This is a genomic window from Eubacterium sp. AF16-48 (assembly GCF_003479405.1).
Taxonomy (GTDB): Bacteria; Bacillota; Clostridia; order Lachnospirales; family Lachnospiraceae; genus Eubacterium_G; species Eubacterium_G segne.
In genome coordinates this window covers 26,110-48,287 of record NZ_QUHB01000011.1, presented here as the reverse complement: position 1 = coordinate 48,287, position 22,178 = coordinate 26,110, and the positions used below count along the sequence as shown (strand labels likewise).

Genomic DNA, 22,178 nt, shown 5'->3' with positions numbered 1-22,178 from the left:
CCATTAAATATTGTAATACTATTTGCATTTTGCAAATTAAATTATAATAACTTTAAGACTTCCTCCTCAGTAATGCACTGCATAACCTTTTCGGCTAATTCCTTACATGCCGCAACATCGCAATCAGAAATAATCTTTCTTGTTTTCAAAACACTTGTGGCACTTACGCTGAATTCATCCAGACCAAAAGCCAAAAGTAATGGTATTAACTTTGGATCAGCTGCTGCTTCACCACACATACCAACCATGATTCCTTCTTTTCTTCCGCACTCAATTATTCTCTTAATAGCACGGAGAACCGCAGGGTTATATGTGGAATACAGATATGCTACCTTTGCATTACCTCTGTCAACTGCCATAGTATATCCTGTTAAATCATTTGTACCTATACTAAAGAATGCAGCTTCCTTTGCCAACGCATCTGCCATCATACATGCTGCCGGTGTTTCCATCATAACACCAATTTCTGTGTTTTTGTTATACGGAACGTCTTTTTCGTCAAACTCTTTCATAATGTCAGCTACCATAGTCTTAACCTGACGAAGCTCATCTACTCCTGTAACCAATGGAACCATTATCTTTATTTTACCATATGCACTGGCTTTTACAAGTGCTTTTAACTGTGTTTTGTAAATATCTTGTCTCTGAAGGCAAAACCTTATTGCTCTAAATCCTAAAAAAGGATTTTCTTCCTTTTCAAGTCCAAGATACGGTACATCTTTGTCGCCTCCTATATCAAGGGTTCTTATAATTACCGGCTTACCTTTCATTGTTTCGGCAACCGCTTTATATGCTTCAAACTGTTCATCTTCCGTAGGAATGCTGTCTCTGTCCATAAACAAAAATTCAGTTCTGAATAATCCGATACCTTCTCCGTCACATTCAACAGCTTTCTTTGCATCTTCCGGCTTTCCAATATTGCATACTAATTCTACCTTTGTTCCATCTTTTGTAACAGACGGCTTTCCGGCATATGCCTTAAGAAGAGCCTTATCCTTTGCAAACTGTTCACGTTTATCTTCAAATTCCTTAACAGCATCCTCTTCCGGATTAACTAATGCCTCACCACTTGTTCCGTCTAGAACAACAGTGTCACCATTCTTTACAATATCACATATTCCTTCAATACTTAAAACCGCCGGAATTTCCATTGCTCTTGCCAATATAGCTGAATGAGATGTTTTTCCACCCATCTCTGTAAGAATACCTTCAATATTTTCAGGCTTGATTCCTGCTGTCATAGATGGAGTCAAATCTTTTGCCACTAAAACAGTTCCTGCCGGTACCTGGGAAATATCAACATCTTCAATTCCCATAAGTAACTTAATCATTCTTGCTTTAATGTCTCTAAAGTCTGTAGCTCTCTGCTGTAATAATTCATCAGGTATCTGTGAAAACATTTCTGCTGTCTGCTCTAACACCTGATCAACTGCCATTTCAGCAGTAATCTTTTCAGCTACAATAAGTGAGGAAATCTGTTCCTCAATCATTGGATCCTGAAGCATTTGTATATGACCTCTTAAAATGTCTGCGTCCTTTTTACCAACAGTTTCATCCATTTTATCAGCCATCTTATTTGTAATTTCCACAAACTTTTCAATTGCCTCCTGTAATCTGGCAATCTCTGAGTCTGTTTCCGGAACATGCTTTGTTTCAATAGTAATGTCGTGGTCTTCAATTATAACAACTTTTCCTATTCCGATACCTTCGGAACCTGCAATACCTTTGTACATAATCTTACCTCTTATTATTATTCACCAAAATTCTGACTTTCAAGTTCAACAATCTTTGCCATTGCTGCTTCTTCGTCCTCACCATCACACTCAAAAGTTACTTCTGCACCTGTTTTGATACATGCTGAAATGATGTTTATAAGACTCTTTGCGTTTATTCTCTTTTCACCAAATACAATTGTTATGTCGCATGCGAATTTACCCATTTCCTTTGCGATAACTCCTGCCGGTCTCATGTGTAATCCTTCCGGATTGTTTACTGTTAATGTCTTGCTTACCATATTTTCGTCCTCCTTCTTATTCGATACTTTATTTAAATTGCTTTCGCAACAGTTTTCTAATTTAATGTTTTACTCTACGATTCTCCCTTAATTTTATATATCCGGGCAGGCATACCCTTCGCCCGCCCGGATAAATTTGGTTTAATAATTTTAATTTAAGTTTGGCTTAAACAGCTACCTGCTATTATTTAAGCATTCCAACCATCTTAGCTACGATGGCATCTGCCTGCTTAATTGCCTGACCTGTAGTTATTTTAACTTTCTTTAAGTTATCAAAACGACCTGCATTCTTAATAGGCATATCTGTTGTTAATATTACTGCATCTGCTGTAGCAATATCTTCTGCTGTAATAGCGTTTTCAATACCTATAGAACCCTGTGTTTCAACTTTGCACTCAATTCCTGCTTTTTTGCAAGCCTGCTGAATAGCCTCTGCTGACATATAAGTATGTGCAACCCCTGAAGGGCATGCTGTAACTGCTAAAAATTTCATATCATTCACTCTCTTTCTTGTTAATTTAAATCCGACTTATCAGTTTATTTTATACAAGTTATATTTTCCTGACTTAAATCCGACTTATCAGTTTATTATACAAATTATATTTCTTATATGATTTATTCAAATGAGATATCAACATCTCCTAAATCCTCCGGTTCAGGTGCAACATAATCTTTCTTTAATAATGCACACAAACCAACGTAAATTGCTACACCAACTAAAATACAGATTACGTAAAGTGGCCAACCTGACATAAAGCTTTCACCCTGAATAACAGGAGCTACAATTAAACCACCCCAGCAAGCTGACATCTTAGCACCAACTCCAAGGAATCCTGCAAGACCACCTGCAATTGCTGATGCAATCATGTTAATAGGAATCATTCTTGTCGGATCAGCAGCTGTATATGAAATAGCACCTTCTGTAATACCACAGCAACCCATCGCTATAGCACCGATGCCTGCATTCTGTTCTTCCGGTGAGAACTTCTTTCTTAAAACTAATGAAGCAACACCACATCCGATTGGAGGAATACAAATAGCAATACCAACAGGAGCTGCGAATGTGTAAATACCTGTACCTACAAATGCTACCATTAAAATTGAGTAAGCAACTTTGTTTACAGGACCACCAAGGTCAAATGCTATCATAAGTGATGCCAAAGCACTAATTCCTGCAAGGGCAAGACTTCCATGATTTCCATGTGCCATATCTGTCATTACACCTTCAAGCCATGTCATAAATGATGCAATTGGTGCTCCGCATAAGAACATTATAGCACCTACAATTAACACACCAACTACAGGGATAATGATAATCGATTTAAGTGACTGCATTGACTTTGGAAGAGGAATCTTCTTTAAGTAATGCGCTACAATACCTGCAATTAAACCTGCAATAGCTGCTCCTATAAATCCGGCTGAAGCTGTCTGTACTGCTCTTGTTGAATTAACATAATACTGAACATTGTCAATTGTTGTTAAAACTGCTCCATCAGGAACTGTAACACCCTTAGTAATTTCTACCAAAGTCTGAACAGGTGCTCCTAAACCTGTAGGAATATTCAGTGCCATAAATCCGCCTGCCATACCTACTGCAATTCCGGGTCTGTCTGCAATTGAGTAAGCAATATATGCTGCAAATACAGGACACATTAATCCAAGAGCATCAGCTCCGATTGTCCATAACCAATAAGGAAGACCTGAACCCCATCCCGGAGCTGCTCCTTCACCTGTTAATAATACTGCGATGGCCATTAAGATACCACCACCAACAACAACAGGAATCATATATGACACACCATTCATAAGGTGCTGTTTGGTGTTTTTTAAGATATCTACCAATTCTTTCATAACTTTTCTCCTTTTCAAAACGTATTTTATCCTGACCTCAGGATTTAAACTGTGCCAATAAGTTCAATAACTTCATCGGCATTTTTTGCATTCTTTAATTGTTCTCTAAAGTCTTCATGCATAACCTTTCTGAACAATCCTGCAAGAATTTCTAAGTGTCTGTCACCCTGTCCCGGTGAAGGAACACCGATTTGGAATATCATGTCAACGCTTTCCGTATCATCCCATTTAACAGGATGCGCAAGACGTACAAAAGCAAGTGATGGTTCCTTAACATGTACTGACTTTGAATGTGGTGTAGCAACTGAGAAACCAACTGCCGTACTTGAACTTGCTTCTCTTGCCATAACATCTGCTACATAACCTTCTTTGTCAATAAGTCTGTCGTCCTTGTCCATCGCATCAGCTATTAATCTGATAATCCCTTCTGCATTCTCTGCCTTAACGTCAAACATAACAATCTCTTTGCTCATTAGTTCTTTAGCCAAACCTTTGTCCTCCTTTTCTTAAAATTATTACCACCATTGTGTAATTTCATTCTAAGGGCTTTATTACTTTTTTTCAATTCTCGCAAAAAAAGAAAATTGCACTAAAGTTAGTGCAATTTTTCTCAAACTTAGTATTTTTCTTGCATTGAAACGTTTTGAAAAATCAAAAGCTTTTCATTATTTTTTATTAATTTTTATTGTTTATAATGCAATTCTCTTTTGAATATGTCCCCTATCTCCTCCGGAGTCTGACATTTACGTATTTTTCCTATTCTGGTTTCTGAACCTACCAATCTGGTAAATGCCATGAAAAATGACTTAGTAGTTTCAATGTTGTTAAAGTTAAGGGCTAAAAGGAATATTGTGCTAACCATTTTTCCTCCCCAGTTTACCGGATACTCAAGTTTAACCACAAAAACTTTTGGTTTTATAACATTTTCCGGCATTCCATGAGGAATGGCAACTTCATTTCCAATAGCTGTTGATTCTATTTTTTCTCTTGTTATTACATCATCGTAAAATTCTTTTTTTACATATCCACCTTCGCAAAGACGCTTGCAAACCTCTTTAAGAATGGCCTCACGCTCCACTTTTTCCCTGACAATCAGTATATGATCCTTATCAACTATTTCATCAAACTTTTCGCTTCCAAACCGTGGATTTGACAATGCCTCAAAGCATGCATCCTTAATTTTCTGTTCATCATCCCTGCTGACAATAGGCGATATATGTACTACCTTGTCCTCATATTCAAAGTTTGGCAGTAACGACAGGATAATATCAGAATCATAGTCCTCTATATTCTCTATTTTTTGGGAGGATAATATGGCAACTATCTTTACATCATCAATTTTGTTTTCTATTTTTCTTGCCACAATATTAGCTGCGGCAATTCCGCTGGTACCAATTAACACCGCTTTGACGTTTTTCACATTTCTGTGAAGTGCACCTCCTAAAAACAGTGCGATAAAAGAAATTTCATGGTCTGTAGGTATCTCTCCTGTATATTCTTCGTAGAATTTTCCCAATGTAAAGCATGTGGCAAAAATTCCCGAATACATTTCCCTTATATCTCCTAAGAAAGGATTGCTAACCTCAAAACCATACTGTGTTCTAATAAATGACGGTGGAATAAACGCTTCTAAGCTGGTTCTTAAAAGTTCATTTCCCTCTAAATCCGCATTTAAAATTTCAGAAAGATATTTTAAAATTTCAGCGCATATTTCCTGATTTTTGCTGTCAAATCTGCTATTGTTTACCAGTTGTGTACGATTTTTCTTAAGCTGCACTGCTGCCGCTGCAAATAGTATGTCTATATATTGCTTCTCATATTCATTAATCTGCACTTTTCCCAGCTGCTCATACATCTGACACACTTTTCCAACAATTTCAGGATTGCTTAATTTTCCTTCTTCTTTGACAATATTCTTCTCTATAACATTTCCCATTCTGATTCTAAATAACTGGATGCTAAGATATTCTGCCAACATTCTAAAGGAATAGTCTGTATAGGCAACATCAAATTCCTTCTCTATTGCCCCTATTACTTCAATGGCCTTCTCATAATTATCCCTTCCAAAGTTATTTATCCACAAATACTCTTCTTCATAATTAACCCTGTAATCGTGTACATTGTCCACCTTATTATTTCCAATGGCATATCTGCAATAACTTTTCATTGCCTTTCTTATGGAAAATTCCTCACCGGAAATAAACACACCATGTCCTGCAACCCTGTTAATATGAATATTATATTTTTCAAGCTCCTTTGATATGGTGTTAATGTCATCGCCAATCATTTTCTTGCTAACATTTAATTCCTCTGAAAACAATGACAGAGTATAAGTGTCCCATCCGCTTAAAAGAATGTACATTATATAACCCATTCTCTGTTTTTTGGACATTACCATTTTTTTGTCACGTTTCATGGCACTAACCTGCTCAATCTGGTTTTCAGAAAAGTCTGCCACAAAACCTATTCCCGGCTTTCTTTCCAAGGTCATTCCCTGCTCCTTACAAAAATCCGAGACCTCCTTAATATAGGTTTTTACACTTCTTTCTGATACGCCAAGATACAGTGCCAGAGTCTTTGACGTAATAGGTGTACGGTTATTGTCAATTAATTTTTCTAATATCTGAAGACTTCTTTCTGATAACATATCTCTTTCAACTTTCTTAATATCTTTTAGCAGTATGATATCATTACTGTTAATTTTCCCTCAATGTTACATTGTTTTAATGTAGCAGGAATAATAAAATGTTCACCCTTTCCTATCTTCTGTCCGTTTATCATTCCGCTTCCATCTATAACACTTGCATTAATAAATGGTTTATCATTTTCAAAACTGTATTTTCCGTCTATTTCCCATCTCTCTAATGTGTAGAAAGGACATTTTACTAACCTTTCACTGCTCATTCCCGGATAGTTATTAACAATTCTCTCCTGGTTGTAATCAACGTGAGGAGCTTCAATACAGTCTATACTTTGTTTTAAATGCAACTGTCTTGGTTTTCCGTTCTGCAGTCTGTCATAATCATAAACTCTATATGTTATGTCACTGCTTTGCTGTGTTTCTATGAGCAATGTTCCGCCTTTAATTGCATGAAGACATCCGGGGTTTATCTGGAAAAAATCACCTTTTTTAATTGGAACAACTCTTATTAATTCATTCCATCGTCCCTGATTTATCATATCTGCAAGTTCTTTTTTATCCTTTGCATTATGACCTATGACAATACTGGCATCTTCCTTGCAGTCAAGAATGTACCAGCATTCCGTTTTCCCTAATGAACCATTTTCATGTTCTGCCGCATAGGCATCATTAGGGTGTACCTGAATGCTTAAATCCTGCTGCGCCCCTATTATTTTTACAAGAAGTGGGAACACGTCGTTTTCAATATTTCCAAATAACTCTCTGTGATTTTCATAGCACCATGACAATTTTTCTCCGGCAAATTCTCCGTTTAAAATTGTGCAGTCACCACTTTTGTGTGCACTTATTCCCCAACATTCACCTGCATTGTCTCCAGCCTGCTCATATCCAAAATTTTTCAGTAAATCTCCACCCCAGATTGCGTCCTTAAATACCGGCTGCAAAAGAATAACTTCATTTGAGTAACTTTGTCTTTCCATGTTAAATACCTCTTTTTCGTTTTTTCTCAGTAGCTAATTTCAACAATCCTCTTTCCAATCTAACTTTGATTGTAACATATTTTACAAAAATATCATACATTTTAATATTTTTTTATATTTTATTATAAAAGGACTTTGGAGTCACTACAAAAATGACGTTAAAATTAACTACTTTTTCTGATTTTTTCAAAAGAAATCTCTTTTCATCGATTATTATTGGCATTTTTATTATCTTTTTATGTGCCATTACTGTTTTCCCTCTTTTGTCCGAAAAAAAAGAAAATTCCTTTGAAAACAGTACACAGCAAAACTTTAATATCTACGCAGACAAACTTTTAACAGACCAGCTCTCTTCCGACACTCTCAGTTTGCATTTTTATTTATCTGATACTTCAAAATACGGACTGGATAACATTACCCCCACTTTGGGAAACTATACATATGAGTCTATGACTTCATCCCAAAACCACTTTATAAACGAAATTAATCTTTTAAAAAACTTTAATTATAAAGACCTTTCCACGGAGCAGCAGATAACCTATGATGTTTTAATGGAGTATTTTAAAGATCAGCTGGATTTTTCCGACTTATGCCTTTGTTCTCAGGTATTAAGTCCTACTACGGGGCTTCAGGCTCAGCTTCCTGTTCTTTTATGTGAATATTCTTTTTCCTCCCAAAAGGATATTGAAAATTATCTTTCTATTTTGTCTCTCATAAAGGATTATTATGGACAAATATGTGAATTTCAAAAATTAAAGGCTGAAAATAATTCTTTTATAAGTAAATTTGCCTGCGACAAAATAATTGCCCAGTGTAAGGAATTTATTGGCAACAAAAATACCTGTGAAAATCTTTTGCATACATCATTTTTAAACAGATTATCCGGTGTTACATTTTTAACTGACCAGGAAAAAAATAATTATATAACAAGGGATATTAATGTAATTGAGGAAAGCATTTACCCTGCCTACGAAAATATCGCCAATACTTTGTGGTCATTGCAAAAAAAGGGAGCCTGTAAAAACAAAAACGGTCTTTTCTACCTGAAAAACGGCAGGGATTACTATGAATATCTTGTAAAAAATTATACGGGAAGTTCTAAATCTGTCAGTGATTTAAAGGCTGAAATTCAGCTTAATCTCACAGGGTATGTGCAGGCAATTTATTCTATTCTCACAAAAGACCCTGAACTGGAGAAAAAGTTTTATGGTAAAACAGAATCCGACTTAAAGCCCAATGACATTATATCTTCACTGTCAAAGAAAATTTCCAATAATTTTCCTACAACAGTGGGAGACAACCGGCTTTCCGAAATTTCATACACCCTAAAATATGTGGATAAAAGTCTTGAGGATTTTTTAAGTCCTGCTTTTTATTTAACTCCTCCTATAGATAATCCACAACATAACATTATTTATATAAACGGTAGCGAAAGTATGAAAAATCAGGATATTTATGCCACAATTGCCCATGAAGGAATACCGGGGCATATGTACCAGTCATGGTTCTTTTCATCTACTAATCCCCACCCTGTAAGGCACATTATTAACTACGGCGGCTATACTGAAGGGTGGGCAACTTATGTGGAATTTATGTCTTATCAGTATCGCTATAAAGACCAAAATCTTGCCAAAGCCTTTGCCTGTAGCTCCGCATATTCTCTGGCTCTTTATTCTATTTGTGATATTGGAATTAACTATGACGGATGGACCTTTAAAGACACAGCTAAGTATCTGGCAGATTATAATATCACTGACAAAAAGGTTTGTGAATCCATTTTTCAGTCTGTTATAGAAGAGCCTGCCAATTATCTTCAATATTATGTAGGCTTTATGGAAATTACCCGGCTTAAGGATTCTCTTAAAAAGAAGCTGGGAGATTCCTTTAACTTAAAAGATTTTCACAAGGCTTTTTTGGCTGTGGGACCTGCGCCTTTTGATGTGGTAAATAAGTGGATAATGTACGAATATGCCAAATAATTTCTAAATTCAACAAAGCCGGATATTCTGCCTGTATATCCGGTTTTGTTTTAGGTATTAATATTTTATCTACAGCCCTTTTCAACTGTATATTATGATGTGAGTGACAAACTCGCGTAGCAACGAAATAACCCCATTACATTATTGGATGTCACAATCTGTTTTGTGCACTCACATCACAATATAATTATAACAACACTACTTAATAATTTACATTTTTGTACTGAAATGTACTTTTTCTGTATTGAACGGCGGTTTTTAACTGCTAAACTTACTTTTCATACTTTTTATCATTGATGGTCCGATATCTATTTCCTCTTTAGTTCCTGTAATTGTTATAATTCGGTTTACATAATCTATACTTTTAATGTGTCTTTTATTTACCACGTAAAATCTGCTGCACCTTACAAAATCCCCTGAACTTATTTCTTCAATGATATTTTCAAGAGTTCTGTTTTTTACGGTAAAAGCTTCCTTTTTCGTGTATATGTAAAGTCGTCTTCTTTCACTTTTTATGTACAATATATCCTGTATTTTCATAGAATATATTATGCCCTCATCTTTAATATAAAGATTCCTTTTTTTTATTTGAGGTTTGGGAAATTCTAATGCAGTTTCTACAACTTTTATAAGTTCACTTCTATCGTAAGGCTTTTCCATAAATGCATAGCAGTGTAACTGCTCGTACATAAATAACTTGGGATCTTCTAAATATGACAAAAAAATAATAGGTGTAAAACAATATTGTTGCACCCTACGTATTGCCTCTGCAAAACGTATGCCCCCTACACTGTCTCCGTCACTGTCAGTTGCCACGGTATCTATAATAAAAAGGTCAATATAATCATGTAACATTATTCCACATGCCTCCTGAAAGTTATCTGACCTATAAATTTTTATTTTGTGATTTTTAAATTCCGGTAAATTCAATACTCCCTTTTTACTATCATTTAATAATAGAATTTTTTTCATTCTTCATTCTTATCCTTTGTTTTTCCATAAATATTATCTAATTTTAAAAGCAATAACATTTTATCATGCTCAGAATACTTTCTTATATCTTTTTTCCCCTTTTTATCAAATAGAATTTCGTCCGCCGAAATATTATATGCCTGGTTTAACTTACACAAACATCCCGTAGATAAATTTCTCTCTCCGTTTTCTATTTTTCTGTATGTTGAGTATGACATTCTAATATCCTCAGCAACCCTTTCCTGAGATAAACCTATCTTTCTTCTGAGTTTTATTACACGTTTAGAATATTTCAACATTTCATCTCTTGTATATCTTTTCATATTTCACTCTCATAATGTATAAGTTAGTAAAAATGCTATTCTTTTTTATTTATTAACACCAGTCACTATTACTGTACCAAAGGGACATAATTTTGCAGAACCGGCCTTCTAATGTATTTGGGATTACCTATATTATTATTCAATAAAGTTTCATTATCACTTTAAATTGTTACTTTTTCCTTTTATTATTATATTCTTATAACTTTTTTAAAAAATAATTTTCTTTTTTACACATACACCGTTATTGTTGCACTAAATATGTTATAATTATAAGTATTGTTTTCTTTTATCATATTTCACACACATCTTATTTGCTAAAAGGAGAATTATTTTCATGAATAACAAAGATGAATTCCTTTATTATTACAAAACCGTAATTATAAACAATATCTATAGAAAACTGTACTTTTATAACTGGTCTCTCAGGCAATTATCGGAAGAAGCAGGTCTTCCCTATGAAACCATTAAGAAATTAACAGGTGGAAAAATAAATAATCCATCTATATATAATTTGATAAAGATTTCTGAAGCTTTTCAATGTAGTGTTGACGAGCTTATTTCAGATACTGCTTCTGTGCAAAATAACAGTCCCTCTTTGTCAAACAGATGCTTCAGTTTTTTATCCGAATTATGTGATCTTGAAGATCATCTTTTAGAACATAATCAAAAATTTGACACTGATTATATTGCTATTGTTAATGCACATGGCTTCTATTCCCGTGGTTTTTCATGCACAAACTTAAGCTCTGATATTTACAATTTTGCTAAATACAGAAAAAAGTATGGTGATTTAGATATTTTAGGGATAACCATTTATGACTCATCCCCTGACCGTTTATTTTACAAAGATGAACTTATTCTGATATGTAAAGACAGATATCCTTTTTACGGAGACTGTGGAATATTTATGTATAAAGATAAGATTTATATTAGAAGATATGTCCCTGACAGGTATTTTTGCCTTGAGGCATTACGTGGTTTTGACAAGCCCCTCATTCTTAAACATATTGACGAATGTCTTTTCTTAGGAAGAATCATTGGTATTATTAAAAAATAAAACAGAGCAGGCTTAAACCCACTCTGCTTATAATAAAAACACTTATAAATTACATTTCAAATGTTTTTCCTAAATTTTCAACTTCTTCTTTTGTGGCAAGATTATCGCTGAAAGCACTGGCACTTCCTGTAAGTAAGCCGTTTCTAAGTGCCTCTTTGTAATCCCCTGATTTTAGGTATCCTGCAATAAATCCCGCTACCATGGAATCTCCGGCACCAACGGAATTTTTCACCTTGCCTTCAGGGCATTTGCTCTTATATACTTCACCGTTTTCCGCCACTAAAACAGCTCCTTCTCCTGCCATGGAAACTAAAACATTTCTGGCACCTTCCTGCTGCATCTTCTTTGCATAAGGAACAACATCCTCTCTTGTTTTAAGCTCTACGCCATATATTTCTCCCAATTCATGATTGTTAGGCTTAACAAAAAATGGTTTATATTTAAGAACATTTAAAAGCAAATCCTTTGTGGCATCCACAACTATCTTTACATCCTTATCTTTTAAGTGTTCCATTATGTCACTATACATTGTTTCAGGCATTACTGATGGAATACTTCCTGCAAGAACCAAAATATCTCCGTCCTTTATTTTGTCTAACTTCTTGTACAATTCCTTAATGTCTTCGTCCTTTATTGCCGGTCCCATACCGTTTATTTCGCTTTCTTCCTGAGCACGAATTTTAACATTAATTCTTGTTATTCCATCTTTAACCCTGATAAAATCAGCATTTACTCCGTTTTCTTCCAACATTTTCTGAACATTGTCACCGGTAAAACCTGCCAAAAAACCAAGGGCTGTATTTTCTATTCCAAGATTACTAAGAACCATGGAAACATTTATTCCCTTACCTCCCGGAAACATAAGCTCCTCAGATGTTCTGTTTACACTTCCTAACTTTAAGTCATCCACTGAAACAATATAATCAATAGATGGATTAAATGTAACTGTATATATCATTTCGTACCTCCGCATTTTCACTTCTTAATTCAAAATATATATTATTTAAATTACATTTGCAAGCATTACACTGGCAATTGTCCCTGAAATTGTTGTCAAAATTGCACCAGCTAAAGTCCATCTTGTTCGCGTTACTTTTGCAGTTATATAATACACGGACATTGTGTAAAACACAGTTTCCGTACAGCTCATCATTAACGATGTTACCTTTCCCATGTATGAATCCGGACCATATTCCTTAAATATATCAAGAACCATTCCCGTAGCTGCTGATGATGAAAATATTTTGACAATTGTAACCGGCATTAGTTCTCCCGGAAAACCTATGGGATTGGTAACCTTTCCAAGCAATTTTCCCAACACTTCCATAAATCCTGATTCTCTTAAAACGGCCACTGCCACCATTAAACCAATAAGGGTGGGCATTACTTTTATAACTGTTTTAAGTCCTCCCGTGGCGCCGGTTACAAAATCATCATATACATTTTGCTTTTTTATTATGCCATATAAAACTATAAATAACATAATTCCCGGAATAATAAAGGATGATATTGACACTATTACTGACATACAAATAACCCGAAAACAATTCTATTCACATATATTTTATGGCAAAAAATAAGAACCTATGACTTTGTGCCATAGGTTCTTACGTTAAATTCTTTATTTCTTTACTCCGGTAACCATTTCAGTTCTCTCTTCAACATTTTCTACTAACTTACTTGTAGCAACCACATCTGCATTTGGTCCCTTTTTCATAAATACAGGTTTTAATATAATCGGTGTAATAATTGTAGTTACAATTACCACTATAATAACCGGTGCTACAACGCTTGAACTCATTAGTCCTGCCTCAATACCTTTGTTTGCAACTATAAGGGCAACTTCACCTCTTGAAATCATTCCCACACCGATTCTCAAACACTGGTAATCCTTGTATCCGCACGCCTTAGCTCCAAGCCCGCATCCTATAATCTTTGTAAGGATGGCAATAATTGCAAGACCTACAGCATACAGTGCAATAACCGGTCCCATATGCATAACTGCGTTTCCATCTACCTTAAGACCTATACTTGCAAAAAATACAGGGCTTAAAAACATATATGCCACAACATCAAATTTTGATGCAATAAACTGATCTTTCTGTGTCATGGAGATAATTACACCGGCAAAGAATGCTCCTGTAATATCTGCAACGCCAAAGAAATATTCTGCACAAAACGCCATAATCAGACATATAACAAATGCTATAATTGCGTGTCTGTGCATTCCTTTTCCAGCGTGCTCGTACCATTTCTTGTATAATTTGTAAATAATAAATCCAAATACACCTACAAATACGAAGAATAATAAAATCTTCAAAAGCACTATTCCCAGTGATTCTGAATTACCTGATGCACCAGAACCACCTGTTCCAAGACTTATAACCACTGTAAGGGCTATAATTCCCAATATATCATCGATAATTGCAGCTCCTAAAATTGCATTTCCTGAAGCTGTCTTTAATTTTCCCATTTCCTGAAGGGTTTCAACGGTAATGCTAACAGATGTTGCCGTTAAAATAACACCTACAAACACCGCCTGTACAAACACTGTACTTCCCTGCGCCGGTTCAATCCAGCCTTCTTTTAAGAACCAGAACGTAAATGCTCCGCCACCAATAAGGGGTACTATTACACCACAAAGTGCAATTATAAAGGATGCCAGTCCGCATTTTTTCAGTTCGTTAATATCTGTTTCAAGACCTGCACAGAACATAAGAACAATAACACCTATTTCCGCAAGATGGTCAATAAACGCTGTCTGGTGAAGTGTTAATGCCTCTAAATGATGTCCTCCTACAACTACTCCTGACAATAAGTTACCTAAAACTGCCGGTCCTAAAATCAGTCCTGCTAAAAGTGCGCCTACAACCTGTGGCATATTAAAACGCTTAGTTACAAGTCCCAAAATCTTTGTACTTGCAAGTATTAATGCAAGCTGCCACAAATAACCGTATTCTTCCATGATTTTTCCTCTTTTCAATTGCTAACATATTCTTTTATCAAATTTCACACCGTATCATAATAACACCTTATTATTGTTTATTCAACTTTTTTCGTCTTTTTTTTACCAGACCTTAACTAAACATTTTATACTTAATTTTCAACCGCTCCAGCTTCTTTATGGTGGCATTTGAAATTAAAAATAATACCACAAAAGTGGAAGCTGCATGAATTAAATTAAACCCAATTCCGCTTAAATATGTTGCCACAAAAGTTTCTGTTTTAGGGGTATCAGTATACATAAAAACCGTGGCTGTATCCAGTATAAATCCGTATATAACAAAGGTTGCCAGAAAACCGTATATGGAAATTATCCACTTATTGTAAGCATACTTTATGTTCTTTTTTGAAAATAAAACTCCTGATAAAAAGCCGATTATGCCAAAGGCTATCATCTGCCACGGTGTCCACGGGCCCTGCCCAAAGAAAAATCCTGATACAAAAGCCGTAAGGGCTCCACATAAGAATCCTGACTGCCTTCCTAACATGACCCCCGTTATTATAATAATGGCTGCACAGGGCTTTACCTGAGGTGTCATAAAAAACGCCAGCCTTCCCACCACAGCTAATGCCGTCATAACTGCCAGTGTCACTATTTCTCTGGTTTTTGGTTTTCTTTTTTCAAATGACCACAGGAATATAAATATGGATATGACAATAATGCACATTGACGTGAAATAATACCCTCTCATCATTAATCCATATATATCTATTGAGGCAGTATGCATTATACATTTTTCAGATAACATACAATATCCTCCATTTTCACTGCACCTTTAATGGTGCTTCTTGACATTTTTGCCACTGTAGTAGTGTAGAAATTGTTTGATGTAAAAAAATCTCTGCTATTATTTACTGCTATTAATTTTCCATCGGCAAACATTCCGCATCTGTCTGCGTACTCACCACAAAAATCCAAGTCATGACTTACAATAATAATTGTTTTGCCGTCAGCACTTAATTTTCTTAACAAGTTTCCCAGTTCTTCTTTATAAACTTCATCTATTGCCTTGGTAGGCTCGTCTAACAAAAGTATATCAGGATTTCCCATTAAAATCTTTGCCAGCGCCACCTTTTGCTGCTGCCCTCCACTTATATCATAGGGATGCCTGTTTAATATATCCTGAATTTCCATTTCTTCTATTAGACTGTTCTCACAACCTTCAAGTTCCTTAGAAACCTTGTCCCTGCTAAAGAGGTTTTGCACGCTTTGAGGAAGCAATGCCACCTTTCCCTTTTTGGCAATTTTTCCGCGATAAGGCTTTTTCACCCCGGATAAAAGCCACATTGTTGTACTTTTCCCCGTTCCGTTTCCTCCTAGAATAGCAAATATTTCACCTCTTTTTACGGAAAAATACAGGCCCTTTATTATATCTCTTTCATATTTTTCGTACCTAAACCACAGATTTTTACAGGTAATTGCCATCTCTTTTTTATTAATATCTGCTTGTTTATGATTTTCCTGAATGAATTTTCCCTTTGACGAATCCCCCTTCCTGTCTGACCGGTCAGTGGGGGGTTCTTTATCCTGTAATTCCCTTTCAAGCCATTTTCTTCCATCTTTTATGGAAACAGGGGGAGTACCTTTTTTGCCACATTCATAATAAACTCTCGTAGCATAAGGCATAAGCTTAGAAATCTTCTGATTTTTGATTTTATCTGCAATTTCTAAAGGATTTCCCCATTCCATGATTTTTCCATTATTCATAACCACCAGTTTATCCGCCATATCCAAAACATAACTTAACCGATGTTCCGACATAATAATGGTTACACCTAAATCTTCATTGATTTTTTTTAACATACTTACAAACTTTTCCGTTGCAATGGGGTCTAACTGGGAAGTTGGCTCATCTAACAATAAAATTTCCGGATTCATGGTCATTACTGCTGCTAAATTAAGCAGTTGCTTCTGTCCTCCTGATAATTTATCAGGCTTTAAATAATACAAATCCGTCAATTCAAAGTATTCTGCTATTTCTGCGGTTTTCTGTCTTATTTCTTCAGATTTAAGGCCAAGATTTTCCAAACCGAAAGCCAGCTCGTGCCACACCTTATCTGTCACAATCTGATTATCAGGATTTTGCATAACAAATCCTATTTTTTCTGCCTGCTGCCTCTCCTTTAAATCCTTTATATTGATGCCATTATACAAAACATTTCCCGTTATTTTTCCATTAGGACATATAGTAGGCTTTATGGTTCTCAAAAGTGTACTTTTTCCACACCCTGTCTGACCGCATATAACCATAAACTCCCCTCTATGTATCTCCAGATTAATATTACATAAAGCAGGATTTTCCAAATATTCTCCCTTTTCCATATCCGGGTAGAAAAATGTTAAATTTTTGATTTCAATCTGCGCCATCTTATGCCCTCCAAAATATTTACCGCCATAGGGGTAACACACAAAAGTATATATGCCACGTAAACCATAATTTGCCCTTTTGTCCTAACAAAAGGATAATAATAGGTGTACAAATCTCCTGCTACCCACCGACTTATAACCACCCCAAATAATATTATCATCCACAGGCTTAATAAAATATCTCTTTTTTCTATTCTATAATTATTGTAATTAGTTCTTTTAGCACATCCATATCCTCTTGCCGTCATCGAATCTGCCGTATCCACGGAATTTTCCAACGCCCATGTTATGGTAATGGAAAAAATATGAAGGCTTGACTTTATTTTATTAAAGAACCCTTCCGGTTCCCCTTTAAGAGCCCTGTGGGTCATGGAAATTTCCTTAATTTTCTTTGTAAATTTTGACACAAACCTGAAAATCATAGTTAAAAGCAACGCCACCGATGGCATTATCGCTCCTATTAATGCCAGAATTTTATCCTCAGTCATTATTTCATTAAAGGTGGAAAGCCAGAAAATCATGGCTACTATTACCAAAGCTGCGAAAACTCCGTATACTATAGATTCCAGGGTTACGGGATTTCCCGTAAACATATAAAACAACAATGTTGCCCCTTTATGGGAAAAAAGCGGATTTATTACTGCCGAGGCCGTAAAAATAAAAAATGCCATAATACAAAACTTTACACTTTTTTGTTTTTTTAAATATATGTGGTAAATTATGGCACACACTGTGGAAATAATCACCATTACCTGCTGCATTTGAAACATTGTGATTATTAAAACCACCATATAAAAGATTATGTTCACCACCGGGTGAAATCTTGAAAATTCATCTGTCAATTTTTTAAATCCTCTCCTAAATCACAGGTGTAATGCCACTCAATGTTGTCTCCATCCTTTATTTTGTAATCGCTACACCCCACATTTGGGTATTCTCCATTTACGCAATACATCCATCCTGACAGCTCCCCACAGGAAAATTCGTAAATATTATTAATTCCCTCTATATATGCAGTTCCTGTGGTAAAAGATGCTTCCATTAATATATTTTCATTTTTAAGTTCTCTTTTTAAAACGTCATAAACATTTTCCCCTTCATTAAAACTAACTTCTTTTTTCTTTAAAATAATTCCATCTTTTGGAATATAATCCTTAACTGCCTTATCAAGCTTGTCCTGATTATCAAAAATTTTGGAACATTCCACCATTATTGTGCATTTCTTTCCACTGTTATCCGGGGTTTCTTTTTTTCCACACCCTATAATAATTAAACTTAATACAGCAATTAAAACAAACAATATTGCCTTTTTTAAATAATATTTCATCTTTTCACCTTGGTTTACATAATTTTATGAATTTAGTTTCATAATAAAGTTTATCGGAAGGAACTTTATTAAACTTCCTTCCGATATTTAAGTCTGATTCTAATATGTTTTTATAATTTATTTTTTGATTTTAACAGCTTTAACCTTGCTCCATCTTCCATAGTATTTAATACCATTAACCTTCTTGTAAGCACGAACTGTTACATAACATTTCTGATTCTTTTTAAATTTCTTAGTTGTTAAGGTGTTCTTCTTTGTAGACTTAACTACCGCCTTTTTGAATTTCTTATTGTTAGAATATTTGTACTGGTATCCTGTAACACCTTTGATTTTCTTAACAGCTACTTTTGCCTTAAGTCCCTTAACATTCTTAATTCCCTTAACAGAAGCCTTTGTAACAGTTGTTTTCTTTACAAAATCCTTCTGAACATTCTTAAGCTTTATTAATTCATTCTTAACCTCTGTCTCTGAAGGATTGTACTTTTCAAGAACTTTAATTGCATTGTTATATTCTACCTTTACATTAGCATCCTTCATCATTGTCTTGTTATTTACAAGAGTTGCTGCTTCCTTTATAAGTTCATCCTTGTTAGCAAAGGTTACTTTCTTAATTCCTGTATAGCTTTCTGTGTCGCTTCCAATATCTGCACCGTAACCATATACTGAGAACTGCCATCTGATAACGTCACCGTCTTTAACAGGTGTTGAAGCTGCTCCTTCATTAGAAAATACATTATTTATGGTAAACATCCAGCCTGCCATTGTATGATATGAAGAACTTCCAAGGCCTTTGTTTGCGTATGAGTTTCCATCATTTGCTGTGTTAGTTGGTGCTTTAACAGGATTTGGATTGCCCCAAACTGTTGTGTCAGGCATTGCAGATATTTCTGCCGGAATGTTTATCTTGCCTGTATCTGCATTTTCAATGCTTGCAAGGTATCCATTGTCATCGTACTTAAATCCCTTTGCATCCATAACTCTCTTAAATACAGTATCTACTGTATCTCCATTCTGGATTTCTACCTGAACCGGTCTTACAAGATATCCCTGACCTATGGTAATTCGCTCAACAGTCATTGTTACAGTTCCTGTTTTTGCAACATTCTCAGCAGCAATAACAGCATTATCTGTTGTTTTAGCCGGCGTTGCCACTCCTGCCACTACCAACATACATGAAAGTAAAATGGCCAAAAATTTCCTTGTTATCTTATTCATTTGTTCCTCCTTCTTCGCCTTGCCTGCGAAATCCGGACAACTGTGTTGACGTATCCTGACTTTAGTTCAACCTACTAAAAGCGCCTTCCGGTTTTATCCGTGGCATAATGCTTTTTTCGTCCCTATTACAGTAGAGAAAGACTGTGCCGGATTTTCACCGGACTTCCCTTAAACTGAAAATTTTCCCTTACATAATCTATATTGGATTTTCTTCAGACCACAGTTATTCCATGTATTTTTTACGTTCCTATTCTATAACACCCCCTATTTCCTGTCAATTTACTTTTCCCTTTAAGGTACATTTACACATTATTTTACAAAAAATAATTCCCACCACTGTGCTTATGGTTGTGGCGAGTATTGCCGGTGCTACAATTGATGCAGGATTAGCAGAGCCGTATTGGCTTCTGTATGCAATCATATTTACGGGAATTAATTGAAGTGATGATATGTTAAGTACCAGAAATGTACACATTTCATTTGTGGAAATGTGACCGGGAATTATCCGCCCCTTTTGAGGTACCGGGTCTGCTGCAAGTTCCTCCATTGCCTTAAGACCTGCCGGGGTTGCTGCCCACCCCAGTCCAAGAATATTTGCTATTATATTGGTTGTAATGTGGGTCCGTGCTTTGTGATTAACGGGAAGTTCCGGAAACATCCACTTTATTGCCGGCTCTAACATTTTTTCAGCCTTTGCTATAAGTCCGCTTTTTTGTGCCACTTCCATAAATCCCATCCACATGCTCATTATCCCCAGCATTGTAATACACAGTTTAACCGATTCCTCCGCTGACTCAATGGCACCGTTTCCCACCTGTTCTATGTTTCCTGTCAAAAGTCCATATACCACACCAATAATAATCATAAATGCCCATATATAATTAAGCATAAATTTACCTCTTAAATGGTTGTTAATTAATAATATGATGGAATATTGGTGATTTATGTTACAGGCTTTATAGTATACAAAAACAAGAGCCATCCCATTAATTTCTAAGGGAATAGCTCTTGTATATTTTAATCTTTATGATTTTTTTCTTTTTCATGAATGCTGGCTGTTTTCTGATTTTCATCAACACCTTCTGTATTGTCCTTCATGAACATAATCTTGAAAGTCATTAAAATCAGCTGTATATCCATCCACATTTTGTAATGCTGAATATAATACATGTCAAGCTTTAGCTTGTCATATGGTGTAGTATTATACTTACCATAAACCTGTGCATATCCGGTAAGACCGGCCTTTACCTTTAATCTGAATCTAAATTCAGGAATTTCTTCTTCGTATTCAGCAGCAATCTCCGGTCTCTCCGGTCTTGGGCCCACAACTGACATCTGACCTACCAGAATGTTAAACACCTGAGGTAATTCATCTAAATGTGTAGCACGAAGAACCTTTCCTACCTTTGTTATGCGGTTGTCGTTCTTTGCTGCAAGTCTGGCGCCATCCTTTTCAGAATCAACCTTCATGCTTCTGAACTTTAATATTTTAAACACCTTACCATCCTTTGTAAGTCTTGGCTGTGTATAGAAAATCGGGCCTCTGTCCCAAATCAGATTGCCTATGGCAACAAGTATTGTAACCAATATGGTTGGTGGACAAAGAATAAGTGCGATAATTATATCCACAATTCTCTTTACAAAATCCTGCTCCCACTTAAGTCCCTTAACTTTAGTAACCAAAAGCGGTGAGTCAAATAATGTATTCTGACCTGCTCCCGTAATGATAATATCTGACAGTTTAGGAGTAATATATGCTCTCTTATCATATAAATAACAATCCTTGACTATTTTATTTCTCTTAGCACTTGGAATGTCACACAACAAAACTGCCTGATGGCTTTTTATTGCCTTCTGCAATTTTTCCGAATCCTCATCACAATGGATAGAGTCTTTTATGATATATTTATCTTTTCGCGTTTCTATTTTATTCACCAGATTATCAGGATCCCTGTCACTATATATAAGTAATATGTCCTTAGGCGGATACATCCATTTGTAAATTCCCATTGCCAATCCACACCATACAAGACAACATAAAACATTGTCAAAACACATTCCTATAATTGGTGCAGGATTTACCATTTTCATTGAAAGTAATGAAATCTGTAAGTAAATAATGAAGTTTGTAAACAGCAATGCAAGCAGCTGGGAGAACACCAGATTTGAATACTGGAGACTTCCTAATTTGAACGCCCCGTATACGTTACTGAATATAGTAAACATTAACGCATACACAAAAAGAAGTACCATGTGTCCTTTACGGAAGAATTCCTGCATCATTCCACTGCTATAATAATGGTCCCAAAAGTACCAAAATATAGCTGTTTGGGATGCAATTACCGTTGCAAGAAGCAACAAATAGATAATTCTTCTAAATGCTCTTGAATTTCTCATTTCTTCTCCTATTAAACTAATAAGCTGGCTTGTACCATATTTCCAATACAA

The 22,178-nt window shown here is 35.4% G+C and carries 21 protein-coding genes and 1 riboswitch; of the genes, 2 read left to right on the top strand and 19 right to left on the bottom strand.

The annotated features are described in order from the left end of the window. Positions 1–41 precede the first annotated feature (41 nt). The 7 genes from ptsP to manA all read right to left on the bottom strand — a co-directional run bounded on the left by ptsP (position 42) and on the right by manA (position 7,486). Positions 42–1,733, bottom strand: coding sequence for a phosphoenolpyruvate--protein phosphotransferase (ptsP, locus tag DWW68_RS11275; RefSeq protein WP_118589840.1), 1,692 nt, complete (start codon positions 1,731–1,733; stop codon positions 42–44). A 17-nt stretch (positions 1,734–1,750) separates the two neighbouring features. Beyond that, the gene (locus tag DWW68_RS11270; RefSeq protein ID WP_021953528.1) at positions 1,751–2,014 is read right to left on the bottom strand and encodes an HPr family phosphocarrier protein; all 264 of its coding nucleotides are present in this window, start codon (positions 2,012–2,014) and stop codon (positions 1,751–1,753) included. 184 nt (positions 2,015–2,198) lie between these two features. Further along, positions 2,199–2,507 carry a fructose PTS transporter subunit IIB gene (locus DWW68_RS11265; protein WP_021953529.1) on the bottom strand — a complete coding sequence of 103 codons (309 nt, stop codon included), beginning with the start codon at positions 2,505–2,507 and terminating at the stop codon, positions 2,199–2,201. Between the two features lie 122 nt (positions 2,508–2,629). Further along, the gene (locus DWW68_RS11260) at positions 2,630–3,865 is read right to left on the bottom strand and encodes a fructose-specific PTS transporter subunit EIIC (RefSeq protein WP_118589839.1); all 1,236 of its coding nucleotides are present in this window, start codon (positions 3,863–3,865) and stop codon (positions 2,630–2,632) included. Positions 3,866–3,909: 44 nt separating this feature from the next. Then, a complete protein-coding gene (locus DWW68_RS11255) occupies positions 3,910–4,353 on the bottom strand; it encodes a PTS sugar transporter subunit IIA (RefSeq protein ID WP_021953531.1) in 444 nt (147 codons plus the stop codon). A gap of 194 nt (positions 4,354–4,547) precedes the next feature. After that, the gene (locus DWW68_RS11250) at positions 4,548–6,512 is read right to left on the bottom strand and encodes a PTS sugar transporter subunit IIA (protein WP_118589838.1); all 1,965 of its coding nucleotides are present in this window, start codon (positions 6,510–6,512) and stop codon (positions 4,548–4,550) included. 26 nt (positions 6,513–6,538) lie between these two features. After that, the gene (gene manA, locus DWW68_RS11245; protein WP_021953533.1) at positions 6,539–7,486 is read right to left on the bottom strand and encodes a mannose-6-phosphate isomerase, class I; all 948 of its coding nucleotides are present in this window, start codon (positions 7,484–7,486) and stop codon (positions 6,539–6,541) included. A 152-nt stretch (positions 7,487–7,638) separates the two neighbouring features. On the opposite strand from manA, the gene DWW68_RS11240 reads away from it, so the two are divergent. Further along, positions 7,639–9,465 carry a DUF885 domain-containing protein gene (locus DWW68_RS11240; RefSeq protein ID WP_118589837.1) on the top strand — a complete coding sequence of 609 codons (1,827 nt, stop codon included), beginning with the start codon at positions 7,639–7,641 and terminating at the stop codon, positions 9,463–9,465. Between the two features lie 258 nt (positions 9,466–9,723). Here the strand turns inward: DWW68_RS11240 and DWW68_RS11235 are convergent, their stop codons facing one another. Continuing rightward, positions 9,724–10,320: a LytTR family transcriptional regulator DNA-binding domain-containing protein gene (locus DWW68_RS11235; protein ID WP_158576890.1), complete on the bottom strand. Its 597-nt coding sequence runs from the start codon at positions 10,318–10,320 to the stop codon at positions 9,724–9,726. Positions 10,321–10,433: 113 nt separating this feature from the next. Beyond that, positions 10,434–10,760, bottom strand: a complete 327-nt coding sequence (locus tag DWW68_RS11230) for a helix-turn-helix transcriptional regulator (protein ID WP_021953536.1) — start codon at positions 10,758–10,760, stop codon at positions 10,434–10,436. A gap of 334 nt (positions 10,761–11,094) precedes the next feature. On the opposite strand from DWW68_RS11230, the gene DWW68_RS11225 reads away from it, so the two are divergent. Continuing rightward, positions 11,095–11,817, top strand: a complete 723-nt coding sequence (locus DWW68_RS11225; protein ID WP_118589835.1) for a helix-turn-helix transcriptional regulator — start codon at positions 11,095–11,097, stop codon at positions 11,815–11,817. A 49-nt stretch (positions 11,818–11,866) separates the two neighbouring features. Here DWW68_RS11225 and pfkB read toward each other — a convergent pair whose 3' ends face one another. The 10 genes from pfkB to DWW68_RS11175 form a co-directional block, all read right to left on the bottom strand. Continuing rightward, positions 11,867–12,775: a 1-phosphofructokinase gene (pfkB, locus tag DWW68_RS11220; RefSeq protein ID WP_021953538.1), complete on the bottom strand. Its 909-nt coding sequence runs from the start codon at positions 12,773–12,775 to the stop codon at positions 11,867–11,869. A gap of 45 nt (positions 12,776–12,820) precedes the next feature. Continuing rightward, the gene (locus DWW68_RS11215; RefSeq protein ID WP_021953539.1) at positions 12,821–13,345 is read right to left on the bottom strand and encodes a nucleoside recognition domain-containing protein; all 525 of its coding nucleotides are present in this window, start codon (positions 13,343–13,345) and stop codon (positions 12,821–12,823) included. Between the two features lie 93 nt (positions 13,346–13,438). Beyond that, positions 13,439–14,782: a cation:proton antiporter gene (locus DWW68_RS11210; RefSeq protein ID WP_021953540.1), complete on the bottom strand. Its 1,344-nt coding sequence runs from the start codon at positions 14,780–14,782 to the stop codon at positions 13,439–13,441. A gap of 112 nt (positions 14,783–14,894) precedes the next feature. Further along, on the bottom strand, positions 14,895–15,569 hold the full coding sequence (locus DWW68_RS11205; RefSeq protein ID WP_243053107.1) for an ECF transporter S component: 675 nt from the start codon (positions 15,567–15,569) through the stop codon (positions 14,895–14,897). After that, the gene (locus tag DWW68_RS11200; protein ID WP_118589834.1) at positions 15,548–17,188 is read right to left on the bottom strand and encodes an ABC transporter ATP-binding protein; all 1,641 of its coding nucleotides are present in this window, start codon (positions 17,186–17,188) and stop codon (positions 15,548–15,550) included. The genes DWW68_RS11205 and DWW68_RS11200 overlap by 22 nt, the downstream gene beginning before the upstream one ends. Further along, complete coding sequence (locus DWW68_RS11195; protein ID WP_118589833.1) at positions 17,161–18,030, bottom strand: energy-coupling factor transporter transmembrane component T; 870 nt, start codon at positions 18,028–18,030, stop codon at positions 17,161–17,163. The genes DWW68_RS11200 and DWW68_RS11195 overlap by 28 nt, the downstream gene beginning before the upstream one ends. Next, positions 18,027–18,515 (bottom strand): DUF4430 domain-containing protein, encoded by a 489-nt coding sequence (locus DWW68_RS11190; protein WP_118589832.1) that lies wholly within the window; start codon positions 18,513–18,515, stop codon positions 18,027–18,029. Before DWW68_RS11190 ends, DWW68_RS11195 begins: the two co-directional genes overlap by 4 nt. 117 nt (positions 18,516–18,632) lie before the next feature. Then, complete coding sequence (locus DWW68_RS11185; protein ID WP_118589831.1) at positions 18,633–19,730, bottom strand: DUF4430 domain-containing protein; 1,098 nt, start codon at positions 19,728–19,730, stop codon at positions 18,633–18,635. Positions 19,731–19,759: 29 nt separating this feature from the next. Next, positions 19,760–19,945, bottom strand: a riboswitch (cobalamin riboswitch). Positions 19,946–20,004: 59 nt separating this feature from the next. Then, a complete protein-coding gene (locus DWW68_RS11180; RefSeq protein WP_021953546.1) occupies positions 20,005–20,619 on the bottom strand; it encodes a nucleoside recognition domain-containing protein in 615 nt (204 codons plus the stop codon). Between the two features lie 128 nt (positions 20,620–20,747). Further along, a complete protein-coding gene (locus DWW68_RS11175; RefSeq protein WP_118589830.1) occupies positions 20,748–22,127 on the bottom strand; it encodes an exopolysaccharide biosynthesis polyprenyl glycosylphosphotransferase in 1,380 nt (459 codons plus the stop codon). Positions 22,128–22,178 lie beyond the last annotated feature (51 nt).